Below are 14,733 nucleotides of genomic sequence, written 5' to 3'. Positions count from 1 at the left end.
CGGTGTCTGCTAACGCAGTCGAACTGACCGCGGAGCAGGCCTGGTTCATCGCTGATGTGTTGAACGCCGGGAGCTTTCCCTGGGTGCTCGCCATCACACCGCCCTACAGCGACCATGCAGCGCGTCCGGCGGCCGAAGCCAGGCTCACCGCGGAACTGGCGGAGCTGGGACTGATCACCGCGGACGGTGTCGTCAATCCCGATGTCCGTCACTGGATCACGCTCACCTGCCGGCCGCGACGCTGGCTGGAGCTGAGGTTCGTCAGCGGGTCGGGCAACATGCTGCGCGGACACGTCGGGCGCCGTGAGGACCAGACCATCGTGGCGCTGCGCAGCGGCGGGCTGGTGACGTTCACGGCGCTGGAGATCGACCATCCGCAGGCGCTGGTGCCGGTGCTGACCGCAGGTCTTACCCGGCGCTCACCGGCGACGTTCGAGGAGTTCACCATCCCCGCGCGCATCGGGGCCCGCGCCGACGAGCAGCTGCGCAACGGTGCGACGCTCACCGAAGTGGTTGACTTCCTCGGTATTCCGGTGTCGGCGCTGCCGGTGGTCGAGGCCGCATACACACCCAGCCGCAGCTACGTCGAGATCGTGGCCGGTGACCACCGCGACGGGCACCGCGTCAGCACGGACGTCGGCGTCAGCGTCGTCGACACGAGCGCCGGACGCATACTGGTGTACCCGTCGCGCGCCTACGACGGTGAATGGGTGTCCACGTTCACGTCGGGCACTTCCCTTGCGATCGCGACCGCGATCGAGCGGCTGACCGCGACCCTGCCTGACGGCGCGTGGTTCCCGCAATTGCAGTTGATTCGAGACTTCAACCTCGACCAGAGAACGGAACACCAGAGATGGCGTCACACAGTTCATTGAACGGCAGCGCGTCGCTGAAGGCGATGCCGATCGTCCGCGTCGCGGTCCTCGCCGTCGGTGACGGCGGTAAGGGCCGTGTCACCGACATGGTGCTGCCGACCGAGTTGCCGCTGCGCGAGGTGCTGCCCGCCGTACGGCGAATGGCGATGGCGGCCGACGGCGACGGCGAGCACCCACCGGTACCGCTTTCGCTCGCCCCGGTCGGCGGCGCACCGTTCAGCCTCGATGCGACGCTGGACACCGTCGGCGTCGTGGACGGCGATCTGCTTGCACTGCAACCCGTCCCGGCGGGGCCCCCGGCTCCGCGGATCGTCGAGGACATCGGCGACGCGACGGTCATCTTCTCCGCTGCGCGAGAACGGCCCTGGGGCGCACCGCACATCATGCGGGGCGCGGGCGTCGCGGTCATCGGGTTCACCCTGGTCGCCACCGCCTTGGCTACCGCGCACCGCATCGTCAACGGTGGCGACGGGGGCCTGTTCGCGGCGGCGGGCGTCGCGGCGTTGACGGTGCTGACCGCGCTGCTGACCAGGGCGCCGTTTCACCGGTTCGCCACAGCGATGTCGGTGACCGCGTTGGCCCCGATCGCCGCGGCGCTCGCACTGGCCGTGCCGGGCGAGTTCGGCCCGTCGCAGGTGTTACTCGCCGCCGCGGGCGTCACGGCGTGGTCCATCGTTGCCATCACCGTCGCCGAGCGCGGCATCGCGGTGTTCACCGCGGCCAGCGTCGTCGGGTTGGGCGCTCTGATCACCGGTGGCGCCGCGGCGATCTGGGAGCTGAACTGGGTGGTCATCGGATCGGTGCTGGTGGTGTTGGCGCTGCTGGCGATCGTGCAGGCGCCGCAACTGTCCGCGTTGTGGTCGCGGCTGCCCGTGCCGGTGATCCCGGCCCCCGGGGATCCGGCGCCGTCGGCGCCGTCGATCACGGTGCTTCGGGACCTGCCGCGTCGGGTGCGGATCAGCGACTCCCATCAAACCGGATTCATCGCCGGTGGCGTACTGCTGATCACCGCCGGTGCGCTGATCCTGGCTGCACCACAAGGTGTTTCGAATTGGACGTGGTACGTCGTCGGGGCGGTGGCATTGGGGACGGTGTTGAAGGCCAGGGTGTGGGACTCGGCGCCGTGCAAGGCGTGGCTGCTGAGCCAGCCGCTGCTCATGGCGACCGCGTTCCTCGCGGCGTTCATCGCGGAGGGCCGCTACACCGCGGCATGGTGGGCGCTTGCCGCGTCAGCCGCGGTGACGGTGGTGTGGGTGATCGCGGCAATGTTCCCGCAGGTGGCTTCGCCGGACACCTACTCGCTGCCGATGCGGCGCCTGGTCGGGTTCGTGGCCTCGGCCGTCGACGCGTCGCTGATCCCGGTGCTGGCTTATCTGGTCGGACTGTTCGCCTGGGTGTTGAACCGATGAGGCTTCGGTGAATCGCATCGGGTGGCGTCGGATTCTCCCGGCTGCGACGGCTCCGCTGGCTGTCGCGGTGGTGAGCTGCCCTGCGGCGCTGGCGATCACGCCGCCGGAGATCGACCCCGCGGCCGCCCCGCCGTCGGGCAGCGCAGGACCCGTGCAGCCGATGGCCCAGCGCGGCCCGTGCGTCACCACCGGCGTGCTGCCCGGCACCGATCCCGGCGCGATCAACCCGAACCAGGCGATGTTAAACGTCGGCGGCGCATGGGAATTCAGCCGCGGTGAGGGCCAACTCGTCGCGGTGATCGACACCGGGGTACAGCCCGGGCCGCGACTGCCGAACGTCGAACCGGGCGGTGACTTCGTCGAGTCGACCGACGGGCGCTCCGACTGCGACGGGCACGGAACGCTGGTGGCCGGCGTCATCGCCGGCCAACCCGGTCCCGACGGCTTCTCCGGCGTCGCACCGGGCGCGCGCGTGCTGGCCATCCGCTCGACCTCGGCGCGGTTCGCGCCACGCGACACCGGCGAGGACCCGGCCACCGCGCGCGTCGCCCACGACGTCGCCACGCTGGCAAGGGCAGTCGTCCGCGCGGCGGACCTGGGTGCGCGTGTCATCACCATCTCCGCGGTCACCTGTCTTCGGGCGAACGAGGCGGTCGACCAGAACGAACTCGGCGCCGCGTTGCGTTATGCCGCCGTCGACAAGGACGCGGTGATCGTCGCCGCGGCAGGCAACAACCGGGCCGGGCTGAACCCCGGCTCGGCCTGCCCGTCCAACCCGCTGTCGGATCCCGGCCGTCCGGAGGATCCACGCAACTGGACGGGCGTGACATCGGTGTCGATCCCGTCGTGGTGGCAGCCCTACGTGCTGTCGGTGGGTTCGGTCAACACCGCAGGGCAGCCCTCGGAGTTCACGATGGCCGGCCCGTGGGTGGGCATCGCGGCGCCCGGCGAGAACATCACCTCGGTCGGCAACGCCGAGGGCGGCGGGCTGGCCAACGCGCTACCCAACGACCGTGGCGAATTGTTCGGGCTCAACAGTTCGAGCTTCGCCTCGGCCTACGTCGCAGGCGCTGCCGCGTTGGTGCGCAGTCGATTTCCCGAACTGACCGCACAGCAGGTCATCGACCGGCTGACGGCCAGCGCACAAGGCGCCGCCCGGGCACCGTCCAACCTGACCGGCGCGGGCCTCGTCGATCCGGTCGCGGCGCTGACATGGGATGTCAGCTCCGCAGGCGATATCGGCACAGCCGAACCCAAACCCAAACCGGTAGCCGCGCCGCCACAGCCGCCGGCTGCCGAATCCACCCCACGCACCGTCGCGTTCGTCGGCACCGGCGTGCTGGCCCTGGCCGCCGCCGCCACTGCCGCGGTCGCTGCCCAACGCAAGCGAAACACCGCGGCGCAGGCCGCACCTGGGAGGCATTCGAAGTGACCATCCGACTGGCGTTGACGCTGCTGGCTATCGTTGCCGCGGCGATGGCCTATCCATTCGACTCCACCACCGACCGTTGGGTCCTTGGCGTGGCCGTCGCCGTGGTGGTCGCGGTATTCGCCAGGTGGGGTGGGCTTTTCCTGACGACCAGGCTCGCACGCCATATCGCGGTGTGGCGGCGCAACCACTCCACACCCAAGCTGCAGCCCTCCAACGAAGCCACGGTGTTGCTGCGTATCGACGACCCGAACGCGGTGGGGCTGTCCTTGCCGCTGGTGGCCGGTTACGTCGAACGCTTCGGGGTCCGGTGCCAGAAGGTGCGCGTCACCAGCCGTGACCAGGCCGGTGTGCGCACGACGTGGATCAGCCTGACGCTCAACGCCGCTGACAACCTCACCGCGCTGATGGCCCGGTCACCCGAACTGCCGTTGCTGGCCACCACCGAGGTCCTCGGCCGACGGCTGGCCGACCATCTCCGCGAGACCGGTCTGCAGGCCGCCATCGTCGACGTCGCCGACCCGCCCGCCGGGCCGGGCCGGGAAAAGTGGCGCGCAGTGCACGACGAGCACGGCGTGGTGTCGGCATACGGCATCCCGGTCGACGATCGGCTGCCCGACCGGTTGAGCGAGGTGTGGTCGCGGCCCACCGAAACGTGGACGGCGGTGGAGTTCGCCGGTACCGCAACCCATCTGACGGTCACAGCGGTGTGCGCGTTCCGCACCCCGCAGGCCGTTCGGGGTGTGCCACTGGCTGGCCTGACCGCGCATCCGGGCATCCAGCGGCCGTTGCTCAACGCGTTGGACCCGCGGACCGCCGAGCGGCTCGACCTTGCGACCAGCCCACTGCCGACCGGGCTGTTGGACCGGATCGACTGGCCGGTCGGGTCGTTCAGCGAGCTCAGTCGAACATGAACGGACGCAGAAAACGCGTCATCCGCCGCAAGTAGTCCGGTTGGCTGACGTGCAACACGTGGTTACCGGGAAACCAGTGAAATGCGCAACGGTCCCAGTGTTCCCACAACATCTCGGCCTGCTCGGGCGGGGCCAGCCGATCGCCCAGACCGGTGATGATCAGCCGTCGCTCCTTGGCCACCACCGGCGCGTAGTTCAACGGTGAGGGGTACATCGTTGCCGCACCGGCCAATTCGTCGTCGGTGCGGGCGAGCAGGTTGCGCAACCGCATGACCTGGTTGGCCGGGAACCACTCGTCGGCCGTGCGATCCGGCGTGACCACAGGGACATTGGGAATCACTGCCTGGATACGGTCGTCCACGCAGGCCAGCAACGCGGCGGTGTAGCCGCCCAGCGACATGCCGGTCAGCGCGATCCGGTCCACCCCGGTGTACTCGAGGTAGTCGACCAGGGAACGGAAGTCGTGCACGGCCTGGGCCATCGCCTCGGCGAACCCCGAGAAGCCGTGCGCGAAATAGCCGTAACCGGAGAACGGGGAAAACCGTTCTGCGCGACGTCCGTGGAACGGCAGCGTCAGCAGCAGCACGTCGTAACCGGACCGGTAGAACCACGGCAGCGAGAAGAACAATCCGTTGAACAGGTAGGCCGAGCCCATGAAGCCGTGGATCAGGCACAGCGTCGGATGCGGCCCGTCGTCGTGGCGCCAATGCTGGGCGTGCACGACGTTGTTGCGTTGGTAAGCACGGCACCGGTCACGCAACGCGGGGTTGACCGCCTCGAAGCTGCTGTTGAACCGGATGTTGTGGACCTGCCCCTTGGCGATCCACTCGGCGACCGGGTCGGCGGGCCGCGAGGAGATCCGCGGTTCGACGGTCGGCGCGGGAAACGACAGCCGGGCGTCGGCCTCGTTGGCCAGGTCGGCGTAGAAGCGCAGATGGTCGCCCTCCGCGCGGGATTGGGACCGCAACGCGGCGCCGACGATCGTGGGCAGCATCGATGCGCCGATCATGGACGCGATTGCCGTGCGCAACGCGACGTCTGCCGCGGCCGACGAGTCGACGATGAGACGTTGGCGCAGTGTGAGGTCGACGCGCCGCGGCAGGCCGCGCGAGCTGGCGTCGTCGCCGGGCACATCGGGGACAGGGATGGGCGGATCGACCGGGGCGGCGTCCGAAGTGGTCACGTCCGCATGGTAACGCGGTCGCCGGTGCCGGGCCGGTGCCGGTGAGACACTGGCCTCATGTGGAATCCCGACGTCTACCTGGCGTTCGCCGATCAGCGCGGACGCGCGTTTTTCGACTTGATGTCGCGGGTGGGCGCCGAGACTCCGCGCCGGGTGGTCGATCTCGGTTGCGGGCCAGGCAATCTCACCGCCACGCTCGTCGAGCGCTGGCCGTCCGCGGTCATCGAGGCGTGGGACAGCTCACCGGAAATGGTCGAGGCGGCACGCGGGCGCGGGTTGGACGCCCATGTCGGCGATATCGCCGATTGGACCCCGCAACCCGACACCGACGTGGTGCTCAGCAACGCCACGCTGCACTGGGTCGCCGAGCATCGCGAACTGCTGGTGCGCTGGACCCGTCAACTCGGGTCGGGCTCATGGTTGGCCTTCCAGGTGCCGGGCAACTTCGATGCGCCTTCTCATCAGGTGATCCACGAACTGGCCGGGCGCGCAGAATGGTCGACTCTGTTGGGCAGCTTGCCATTCGGGGACGGTCAGGTCGACGACCCCGCCCGCTACGCGGGCCTGCTCACCGACGCCGGCTGCACGGTCGACGCGTGGGAGAGCACCTACGTCCACGAGTTGACCGGACCGAATCCGGTGCTGGAGTGGATCACCGGCACGGCGCTGCGTCCGGCGCGCAGCCGGCTCACCGACCCGCAGTGGCAGCGGTTCCGCGAGGAGCTGATCCCGCTGTTGAACCAGGCGTATCCGATGCGACCGGACGGCAGGACGTTCTTCCCGTTCCGGCGGATCTTCGTGGTGGCTCGGGTGGGCTGAGCCCGGCCGAGTGTGGGGTCGTGTCACGCTCGCGGCGCTTCGGGCGTGCGGGTAACGCACGTTCGGCGGAGCGGTTTCACGGGTGATAGGGCACGCCGACCGCGCGGAAGACGTACTCGGGCGGCACGTCGAACGCCAGGGACCGGCGGGGCAGGCGCATCAGCAGCTCGTCGGGCAGCGACTCCTTGTAGTGCAGGGACAGCTGCCCCTCGCACCGCGAATCCACCGCGTGCAGGTCGACCTCGATGAAGAGGCCGGTCTCGGACAGCTCGGCGGTGACGGTGCCTGCCTGCGGGGCGTCCCAGCGCTGATCGACGGTGCGGCCGGCGAGCTTCGGCACCGATGACAGCGTGGCCAGCACCCGCTCGTTGGTCAGCACCAGCGAGCCGACGTAGCTCGCGATGTCGCCGTTGGCGCGTTTACCCGGGATCTTTCCGCTGAAGCGGCGTGTCACGGGCACGTACTCGGCCAGGTGGATGATGCCCTCCGCGGCCACCTCGGCGCGCAGTTCGGCGGGTAGACCGCCGATGCGGAACAGCTTGCGCAGAAATACGGCCATGTGCAGCCACCCTAATCCGCGACGCATCGCAGGTGGTAGAGCTTATGGGTGGCACCACACAAGCGCTGGCTGATCGGCTCGGCGCTCGCAGCGACCGCGGGGTACGCGCTGCTGTGGATCGGCTACGCCCAGCAGTGGCGGTGGCTGAGCGACCTCGACAACGCGCTGCTGGAGGGCTTCTACCGCTACGGTGACGCACGCCCCGGCTGGGTGCTCGGCTGGCACGTGTTCTGCACCGTGCTGGGACCGATGGCCTTTCGGTTGGTGACGCTCGTCGTGATCGTCGTTGCGCTGGTCCGGCGCAACGTGCGTATCGCGATGTTCCTGCTCATCACGGTCGAACTCAGCGGGCTCATCACAGAAGCCGCCAAGCGTGCCGCCGACCGGCCGCGCCCTGCCACCGCTCTGGTCCACGCCATGGGCTCGGCGTTTCCGTCCGGCCATGCGCTGGGCGTAATGGTGGCCGTGCTCGCGCTGCTGAGCGTGGTCCTTCCGGTCGTGCGCAGGCCGCTACGGGCGTGGCTGGTGGTCCTCGGCGTCGTGATCGTCGTCGCGATCGGGTTGGGTCGGGTCGTGCTCAACGTGCACCATCCCTCCGACGTGCTCGCCGGATGGCTGCTGGGGTACGCCTATTTCGCCGTCTGCCTGGCCATGGTGTCGCCGACGCAGCCGATCACGGAACCGGACGAAATACCGGAAGCACCCGGTACCGCGTGACGAAGCTGGCCTCGTCGCATTCGGTGCCGACCTCGCCGTCGTGCGCCAGTACCGTCGTACCGTCGACCACCGTGAACTTGAACTCCGGCACCCGCAGTTCGTGGTACAGCGGGCTGCGTTCGAGGCGTCCCGTCGCCGCCGCGGCGAGTATGCGCAGCTTGGCCCACGGACGGCCGGTCTCCAGGATCCGGATGTCGAGCAGGCCGTCGTCGATGCGGGTGCGCCGCGCCGGGGCGAAACCCGACGGCAGATACGTCGAGTTGCCGAGGAAGAACAGCGACGTCTGCAGCGTCTTGTTGTCGTAGCGGATCCGCACGGGATCGTCGTGTCGCAGCGTGTGGTACATCGCATACACGCTTGCCAGCGGCTTGCCGATCCGGTGTTCGTACTTCTCCCGGGTCGCAACGAACGCCGGGTAGGCCCCGATGCTCGCGGTGTTGATCACCATGCGGTTGTCGTTGAGGCAGACCAGGTCGACGCAGGCGACGGTGCCCTGCTGGATCGCCTCGACGGTCTTGGCCACGGTGTCGCAGCCGATGTCCTTGGCGAAGTGGTTGAACGTCCCACCGGGAAACACCGCCAGCGGGATGTCGGCGTCGAGCGCGACGCCGGCCGCACACGACACGGTGCCGTCCCCGCCGGCCACGGCAAGCACCTCTGCACGCTCGGCCGCAGAGCGCAACGCCTCCTCGATGTCGTCGTCATCCCCGAGTTCGACAATCTCTGTGCGCGGCAATGCTTTTCGCACCTGATCGATGACCTCGGCCCCGGCGCCGGCACCCGAGGCCGGGTTGACGACAAGCACCGTACCCGCGCCGTCGGGACGCTTGGCGGCGCCCACCCACAGCGGGTCAGCGGCCGGAATCTTGGTCGGAACCACCGGCGGCACCACCCGCCCGCCGAGCACGGCCACCGCAGCACCCAGGCCGAGTCCTGCAAGGACGTCGCCGGGGTAGTGCGCGCCGGTCGCCACCCGCGACATCCCGACCAGGCCGGCCAGCAGTCCCAGCGCCAACCCGAGCGGCGGGCTCTCCAAGCCGACGCCGACGGCGAACGCCGCCGCGCTCGCCGAATGCCCCGACGGCAACGAGTTCGACGTGGGCGTGCGTCGTGCGCGCCGCGCCAACGGCACCAACCCCCAGTTGGGCCGCGCGCGCTTCCACACCCGCTTGGCCACCTGGTTGGTGACCAGGCTCGTCACCGCCAGGCTCAGCACGCCGCGCGTCGCGCCGCGACGGACCGACGGCCCGCCGACGGCCCCGAGCACCGCCGCGATCGCCAACCACAACTTCGAATAGTCCGCGGCCCTGGTCAGCCGGGGCATCACCGCGTCGAGCAGCGGGCTGGGCGAATCCGCGATGGCCTCGAACACCTCACGGTCGAGCGTGCCGAGCCCCTGACCGATCTGTCGGATGCCACGGTGCCGCCGTACGGGCAGTAAGTCCATGCCATCAACTTATCCAGCGGGCGCGCGGCTTAACCCAAACCGCACGCGCGGCCACTTAGCATGGTCCGGTGCGCCGACTGCTGATCGTGATGTGTGCCCTGGTGGCGCTGATCGGCACCGCCCCGCGGAGCCATGCCCAAACCCAGCCGTGGTTCGCCAACTCCGTCGGAGCCGCAACCCAGGTGATTTCGGTTGTGGGCGTCGGCGGTTCGAAAGCCAAGATGGACGTCTACCAGCGTACCCCGGCCGGCTGGCAGCCGATCGGAATCGGCATTCCCGCCTGGATCGGAGCCAAGGGCATGGCGCCGCAAACCCACGACGGTGAAATGAAAACCCCGATGGGGATCTTCACGCTCGACTTCGCGTTCGGCACCGCCCCCAACCCCGGCGGTGGTCTGCCCTACGTCCAGGTCGGCTCGGATCACTGGTGGGACGGCGATATGAAAAGCCCCACCTACAACACCATGCAGGTGTGCAAGAAGGTGCAGTGCCCGTTTGACACCGACCCGGCCAGCGGCACCGAGAACCTCGACATCCCGCAGTACGTGCACGCGGTCGTGATGGGCGTCAACAAGGACCGGGTGCCGGGCAACGGCGGTGCGTTCTTCCTGCACGCCACCGACGGCGGCCCGACGGCAGGATGTGTGGCCATCGACGACGCCACGCTGGTCAAGATCATGGCGTGGCTGCGCCCGGGCGCGCTGATCGCGATCTCGAAATAGCCGTCAAAGATTAAGCGCCCGACCGGGTTTCACCTTGAAGTTCAACCCTTCGGTGGACATCGAAGCATCGTAGGTGCGGTCGTAACCGGTTTCGCAGATCTTCCAGCCCTCGCTGGTGCGCCGGTAACGGTCGTGGTAGAAACCGGCGCCGATCAGCATGAAGTTGAAATCCGGTGCGATCACCCGGTCCTGTAGGTACCAGGTGCCGGTCGCCTCGTCGCCGGCCACGTTGATCTCGGGATGGGTGACGCGGTGCTCGGTGATGATCTCCGGGCCCAGTGAGTTGCGCATGAACGTCACCAGCTCATCGCGGTTGGTGAAGTGGTGCTCCTCGCCGATGGACTCGCCGTATCTGCCCACCACATCCTCGGTGAGGGTGTCGGCGAACTCGTCCCAATATTTGGTGTCCAGCGCGCGCAAATACCGGTATTTGACCTGTTTGATGTCGTCTATGTCACCCATGGTCGACATTGCAGCACAACCGCAGCCCGCCGCATACAGTGCCACCATGAAATTCGTCGACGGTTACGTCAGATCGCCCCTTGCGGGCCTCGCGCCGTGGATCTTGATGGGGATCATCAACGGTCCGGGCCGCTTCGAAGAGGCCGCCTCGGTCGCGCTGGCGTTGTCGCTGCTGACGCTGTGGGTCGGTGTGCGCCGGGGCGTGCCCGTGCATCTTCTGGAAGTGTTCACCGTGGCCTATTTCGGCGTCCTTGCCGTGCTGGGCTTGGCGGCCTCCGACGGCGCCATCGAGTGGCTGCAGCTGTGGGCCGGGGCGTTGAGCAGTGTGGCGCTGGCCGCGTTCGCGATCGTGACCTTGCTGGCCCGCAGACCCTTCACCCTTGCCTACGCGAAGGACACCACACCCGAGGAGTACTGGGACAGCCCGATCTTTCTGCGGATCAACTACGTCATCTCGGCGGCGTGGGCGGGCGCGTTCCTGTTCTCCGCGATCGTCGGCGTGTACGGAGACGCGGTGCTCGGGGACAACGACAACTTCTGGACGGCATGGGTTCTGCCGATCGGTGCGCTCATCTTCGCCGTGTCGTTCACCGAGTTCTATCCCGATTACGCGATGGGCGAGACCGCGTCAGTCGCCGGGGTCTTCGACTGGTTCCCGCCGTTTGTCACCGCGGTGGGCATCATCGGGTGGGTGACCGACGCCCTGCCCGACGCGGTGGCCATCGCGCTGATCGCCGCCGGTGTGGTCGGCTCGGCGGTGATGCGGAAGCTCGTCCCGGACAAGCCGGAACCGGAACCTACTGCGCCGCAGTGAGGTTACGTGTCGCAGGGCCTTCGAGCAGCGTGCCGTCGGGGGCGAACCGCGACCCGTGCAGCGGGCATTCCCACGATTCGTCGGCGTCGTTCCAGTTCACGATCCCGCCCAGATGCGGGCACACCGGCGACACCCGGTGCTCGACACCGTCGACGACGCTGCGGGCCTCCAGGTCCCACGGCGGGCCGCTGACCACACCGCCCTCCTCGGGCGTACGGTCGGTGATCCGCGTCGCCGGGGTGATCCAGCCTCTGGTCAAATACAGCGCCACCTCCAGGTTGAGCTGCATGGCCTTGGGGATGCCGGACAGTTCGTGCGGGCTCCAACTGGCGAACGCCTCGGCCCAGTCCATCCGCCCGCCCAGGATGCGGCTGGACAGCGCCAGCGCAGCCGCCGTCCCGTTGGTCATGCCCCATTTGTCGAAACCCGTCGCCACGAAGATCTTGTCGTGGCCCGGCAGGATGGGCCCGACATAGGGCAGCTGGTCAATCGGCGTGTAATCCTGCGCCGACCAGTAGTTGGTCTGCATCGCGCCGGGGTAGTGCGTCTTGGCCCACGCGTCGAGTTCCTGCACCGACGACGCCGGGCTCTTCTCGTGGCCGACGGGATGACCTGCACCGCCGACCAGCAGCCGGTCCCCGTCGGGCGTCGGCGCGTAGCGGATGGACCTGGTAGGTGAATCGGCCGAGATGTACATTCCCCGGGTGATGCTGCCGGGCACCTGGTAGGCCATGCAGTATGAGCGGCTCGGCTGCAGGCGGGCGAAAAACCCGCCTCGGTCGAGAATCGGAATGCCTGTTGCAAGTACGCATTGCTTTGCGTGCGTGTCGAATTCGGCACCGTCGCTGGTGCGCACGCTGAGTGAGAGGCCGTCACCGTCGTTGGACACCTTCTGCACCCGAACGCCTTGTGCGAGCCGCCCGCCGCGTTCGTCGAGTTCGACGATCAGACTGTCCAGCAGCGGCATCGGGTCGAACTGCGCCTGATCGGGCAGCCGCACCGCACCGGCGAACGGGAACGGCACCCCGTCCTCGTCCCTGGCATCGTCCGCCCACGTCGCATCGAGGCCCACCGACTTGCACGCGGCCAACTCCTCGCGCGCTGTCGACAGACCTTTTTCGGACTGGGCGTAGGTGTAGGCGTCCTCGCGCTGCACGGAGATGCCGTGGGCCGCACAGTGCTGGACCAACCATTCCTGGCCCTCGCGGTTGCCGTCGAGGTACTGCTTGGCGGTCTTGACGCCGTGCTTGCCGACGATCTTCGACATCTTCGTGCCCTGCAGCAGCGAGATCTTGGCCGTGGTGTTACCGGTCGCGCCTGCGCCGGCGAACTGCGCTTCGAGCACCAGGACGTCCTTGCCGGCGCGGGCCAGCAGGACGGCGGTGATCAGCCCGGTGATGCCCGCGCCGACCACGACGACGTCGGCAGAACGGTCGGCGTCGACCATCGGGTTGGATGGAGTCGCGCGGTTACCGCGGTTTGCTAGCCACAGAGATGTCATGGCCTGCCTAGTACCCGTTCACGACGGGCCAAAACCGTGACGGCCGAACGTCGTTGGACCGGAGTGTCTGACGGGTTTCGCCAGGCCGGACGGCTATCGTGTGGTCCGTTATGAGCGACCCGTTGGGGTTGTCGATCGGGACGACGAACTTGGTCGCGGCGCGCGTCGGCAATCAACCTGTGATACGACGTGCCGTGCTGGCCCGTGCCGACGGCACGGTGTTGAGCGGTTTCGTGGACCGCGTCGGCGACGCCGTTCCCCTGGTGGCCGCCGACGGATCGACCCATCCCGCCGAACAACTGTTGGCCGATGCGTTGACGGAGTTGGTCCAGGCCAGCGGGGCACAACCGTCGACCGACATCGCCATCGCGGTGCCCGCGCACTGGGGCCCCGCAGCGCTGCGCGCGCTGCGCAACGCGATGCGCGCCAATCCCGTGCTGGCGCCGAACGGTACGCCCGCGCGGCTGGTGTCCGACGCCGTTGCGGCGTTCACGGCGCTGAACGTGAACCCCGGCCTCACCCCCCACGGGGTCGCTGTGCTGCTGGACTTCGGCGGCGGCGGCACCAGCATCACGCTGGCCGATGCGGGTGCGGGGTTCGAGCCGATCGACGAAACCACGCGCTACCCGGACTTCTCCGGCGACCAGATCGATCAGGCACTGATGCGCCTGGTGCTCGACCAGATCGCGCGGACCGGGGAGGCAGATCCGGCAGGCACCGCCGCGGTCGGTTCGCTCACCCGGGTGCGCGACGAATGTCAGCGCGCCAAGGAGCGGTTGTCGACCGAGGCGGTGACCGAGGTTGTCGCAGAACTGCCCGGACACCGGTCAACGGTTCAGGTGTCCCGATCACAGCTGGAGTCGCTGCTCGCCGACCCGCTGACCGGAATGTTGGCGGCACTTGACGATACGTTGCAGCGCAACAGGATTGACTGGCGAAACGTGTCCGCGGTGGTGACGGTCGGTGGCGGTGCGAGCATTCCGCTGATCGGTCAGCGACTTGCCCAGCATTCGGGCGCGCCGGTGATCACCACACCGCAGCCCGCCCTGGATGCCGCCGTGGGCGCCGCGCTGTACACCGCATACGGCGCGGCCGCGGCCGCCGAAACCGGGCTGGCCCCCGCCGCGGCCGCCGAAACCGGGCTGGCCCCCGCCGCCGACGCCGCCACCGGGCTGGCCCCCGCCGCCGACGCTCCAACGGGGCTGGCTCCGGCTCCGCTGACCGACTTCGATGCACCGCAGTCGCCGACGGTCGGGGCACTGGCCTGGTCGCAGGACGACGACGGCGCCGAAGAACCGGTGCCATATACCGGCCCGCAGTCCTACGACACCGGCATGACAGCGATGCGTCCGCCCGTGCAGTACGTGCCGGCGACGGGCCCGATCGACGAGCCCAGCACCTGGCAACGGCTGCCCGTGCTGGTCTTCGGCGTGGCCGCCGCCGTCGCGCTGATCGCCGTCGGCGGGGTGGCGATCGCGCTCACCAGCGCGACCGACAGCACCGACACCACCGACCCGCCCAACACGTCGGCCGCCCCCGGTCCGCCCGCGTCGCCGCCGCCGACCAGCGAATTGCCGCCGAGTCCGCCCGTTGAGACGGTCACGGTGACCAGCGACCCGCCGCCTCCACCCGAGACCACCCAGGCGCCGCCGCCGCCGACGACCACCGTCGTCACGACGACCACCACGCCGCCCACGACCACCACCACAACGACCACGACAACGACCACGACAACGACAACCACGACCCCGCCGACCACGACGACGACACCGACGACCACGACCGCCGCGGTGACGACAACACACCTGGTGGTGCCGGGCATCGGGTCCATCCCCATTCCGGTACCCAACAACCCCAAACCGCCTGTGCCGTAGCGCGCCGA

At 68.8% G+C, this 14,733-nt stretch carries 14 protein-coding genes; 9 read left to right on the top strand and 5 right to left on the bottom strand.

What is annotated here, in order from left to right:
• The first annotated feature begins 2 nt into the window (after positions 1–2).
• The 4 genes from K3U96_RS24470 to eccE are packed head-to-tail and all read left to right on the top strand — an operon-like array spanning position 3 to position 4,627.
• Entirely contained in the window at positions 3–875 is an 873-nt protein-coding gene (locus K3U96_RS24470; RefSeq protein WP_271035640.1) for an ESX secretion-associated protein EspG, read from the top strand.
• Complete coding sequence (eccD, locus tag K3U96_RS24465; protein ID WP_220691364.1) at positions 854–2,284, top strand: type VII secretion integral membrane protein EccD; 1,431 nt, start codon at positions 854–856, stop codon at positions 2,282–2,284. The genes K3U96_RS24470 and eccD overlap by 22 nt, the downstream gene beginning before the upstream one ends.
• Positions 2,285–2,291: 7 nt before the next feature.
• On the top strand, positions 2,292–3,716 hold the full coding sequence (gene mycP, locus K3U96_RS24460; protein WP_372515080.1) for a type VII secretion-associated serine protease mycosin: 1,425 nt from the start codon (positions 2,292–2,294) through the stop codon (positions 3,714–3,716).
• The gene (eccE, locus tag K3U96_RS24455) at positions 3,713–4,627 is read left to right on the top strand and encodes a type VII secretion protein EccE (protein WP_220691363.1); all 915 of its coding nucleotides are present in this window, start codon (positions 3,713–3,715) and stop codon (positions 4,625–4,627) included. Before mycP ends, eccE begins: the two co-directional genes overlap by 4 nt.
• Here eccE and K3U96_RS24450 read toward each other — a convergent pair.
• Positions 4,614–5,810: an alpha/beta hydrolase family protein gene (locus K3U96_RS24450; RefSeq protein ID WP_220691362.1), complete on the bottom strand. Its 1,197-nt coding sequence runs from the start codon at positions 5,808–5,810 to the stop codon at positions 4,614–4,616. The genes eccE and K3U96_RS24450 overlap by 14 nt on opposite strands.
• A gap of 57 nt (positions 5,811–5,867) precedes the next feature.
• On the opposite strand from K3U96_RS24450, the gene K3U96_RS24445 reads away from it, so the two are divergent.
• Complete coding sequence (locus tag K3U96_RS24445) at positions 5,868–6,629, top strand: trans-aconitate 2-methyltransferase (RefSeq protein WP_220691361.1); 762 nt, start codon at positions 5,868–5,870, stop codon at positions 6,627–6,629.
• A gap of 76 nt (positions 6,630–6,705) precedes the next feature.
• Here the strand turns inward: K3U96_RS24445 and K3U96_RS24440 are convergent, their stop codons facing one another.
• Positions 6,706–7,188 carry a hypothetical protein gene (locus K3U96_RS24440; RefSeq protein WP_069407649.1) on the bottom strand — a complete coding sequence of 161 codons (483 nt, stop codon included), beginning with the start codon at positions 7,186–7,188 and terminating at the stop codon, positions 6,706–6,708.
• A 48-nt stretch (positions 7,189–7,236) separates the two neighbouring features.
• On the opposite strand from K3U96_RS24440, the gene K3U96_RS24435 reads away from it, so the two are divergent.
• Complete coding sequence (locus K3U96_RS24435) at positions 7,237–7,905, top strand: phosphatase PAP2 family protein (protein WP_069407648.1); 669 nt, start codon at positions 7,237–7,239, stop codon at positions 7,903–7,905.
• On the opposite strand, the gene K3U96_RS24430 is transcribed toward K3U96_RS24435, so the two are convergent.
• Positions 7,862–9,352, bottom strand: coding sequence for a bifunctional phosphatase PAP2/diacylglycerol kinase family protein (locus K3U96_RS24430; RefSeq protein WP_069407647.1), 1,491 nt, complete (start codon positions 9,350–9,352; stop codon positions 7,862–7,864). The two genes, K3U96_RS24435 and K3U96_RS24430, sit on opposite strands and share 44 nt — an antisense overlap.
• A gap of 68 nt (positions 9,353–9,420) precedes the next feature.
• Here K3U96_RS24430 and K3U96_RS24425 point away from each other — a divergent pair, with 68 nt between their 5' ends.
• Positions 9,421–10,074, top strand: coding sequence for a L,D-transpeptidase family protein (locus K3U96_RS24425; RefSeq protein ID WP_220691360.1), 654 nt, complete (start codon positions 9,421–9,423; stop codon positions 10,072–10,074).
• Positions 10,075–10,077: 3 nt separating this feature from the next.
• On the opposite strand, the gene K3U96_RS24420 is transcribed toward K3U96_RS24425, so the two are convergent.
• Entirely contained in the window at positions 10,078–10,536 is a 459-nt protein-coding gene (locus K3U96_RS24420; RefSeq protein WP_069407645.1) for a nuclear transport factor 2 family protein, read from the bottom strand.
• A 46-nt stretch (positions 10,537–10,582) separates the two neighbouring features.
• Between K3U96_RS24420 and K3U96_RS24415 the strand changes: the two genes are divergently transcribed.
• A complete protein-coding gene (locus tag K3U96_RS24415) occupies positions 10,583–11,350 on the top strand; it encodes a DUF3159 domain-containing protein (RefSeq protein WP_220691359.1) in 768 nt (255 codons plus the stop codon).
• Here the strand turns inward: K3U96_RS24415 and K3U96_RS24410 are convergent.
• The gene (locus K3U96_RS24410) at positions 11,334–12,851 is read right to left on the bottom strand and encodes an FAD-dependent oxidoreductase (protein WP_220691358.1); all 1,518 of its coding nucleotides are present in this window, start codon (positions 12,849–12,851) and stop codon (positions 11,334–11,336) included. The genes K3U96_RS24415 and K3U96_RS24410 overlap by 17 nt on opposite strands.
• A gap of 110 nt (positions 12,852–12,961) precedes the next feature.
• On the opposite strand from K3U96_RS24410, the gene K3U96_RS24405 reads away from it, so the two are divergent.
• The gene (locus K3U96_RS24405) at positions 12,962–14,725 is read left to right on the top strand and encodes an Hsp70 family protein (RefSeq protein ID WP_220691357.1); all 1,764 of its coding nucleotides are present in this window, start codon (positions 12,962–12,964) and stop codon (positions 14,723–14,725) included.
• Positions 14,726–14,733 lie beyond the last annotated feature (8 nt).

It is taken from the genome of Mycolicibacterium holsaticum DSM 44478 = JCM 12374 (assembly GCF_019645835.1).
In the GTDB taxonomy this organism is placed as follows: Bacteria; Actinomycetota; Actinomycetes; order Mycobacteriales; family Mycobacteriaceae; genus Mycobacterium; species Mycobacterium holsaticum.
This window is presented reverse-complemented; position numbering and strand designations above follow the sequence as displayed.

Coding starts and splice junctions, on each gene's coding strand:
- eccD (WP_220691364.1), top strand. CDS start 854: ATGGCGTCACACAGTTCATTGAACGGCAGCGCGTCGCTGAAGGCGATG.
- K3U96_RS24445 (WP_220691361.1), top strand. CDS start 5,868: ATGTGGAATCCCGACGTCTACCTGGCGTTCGCCGATCAGCGCGGACGC.
- K3U96_RS24440 (WP_069407649.1), bottom strand. CDS start 7,188: ATGGCCGTATTTCTGCGCAAGCTGTTCCGCATCGGCGGTCTACCCGCC.
- K3U96_RS24430 (WP_069407647.1), bottom strand. CDS start 9,352: ATGGACTTACTGCCCGTACGGCGGCACCGTGGCATCCGACAGATCGGT.
- K3U96_RS24420 (WP_069407645.1), bottom strand. CDS start 10,536: ATGGGTGACATAGACGACATCAAACAGGTCAAATACCGGTATTTGCGC.
- K3U96_RS24415 (WP_220691359.1), top strand. CDS start 10,583: ATGAAATTCGTCGACGGTTACGTCAGATCGCCCCTTGCGGGCCTCGCG.
- K3U96_RS24410 (WP_220691358.1), bottom strand. CDS start 12,851: ATGACATCTCTGTGGCTAGCAAACCGCGGTAACCGCGCGACTCCATCC.
- K3U96_RS24405 (WP_220691357.1), top strand. CDS start 12,962: ATGAGCGACCCGTTGGGGTTGTCGATCGGGACGACGAACTTGGTCGCG.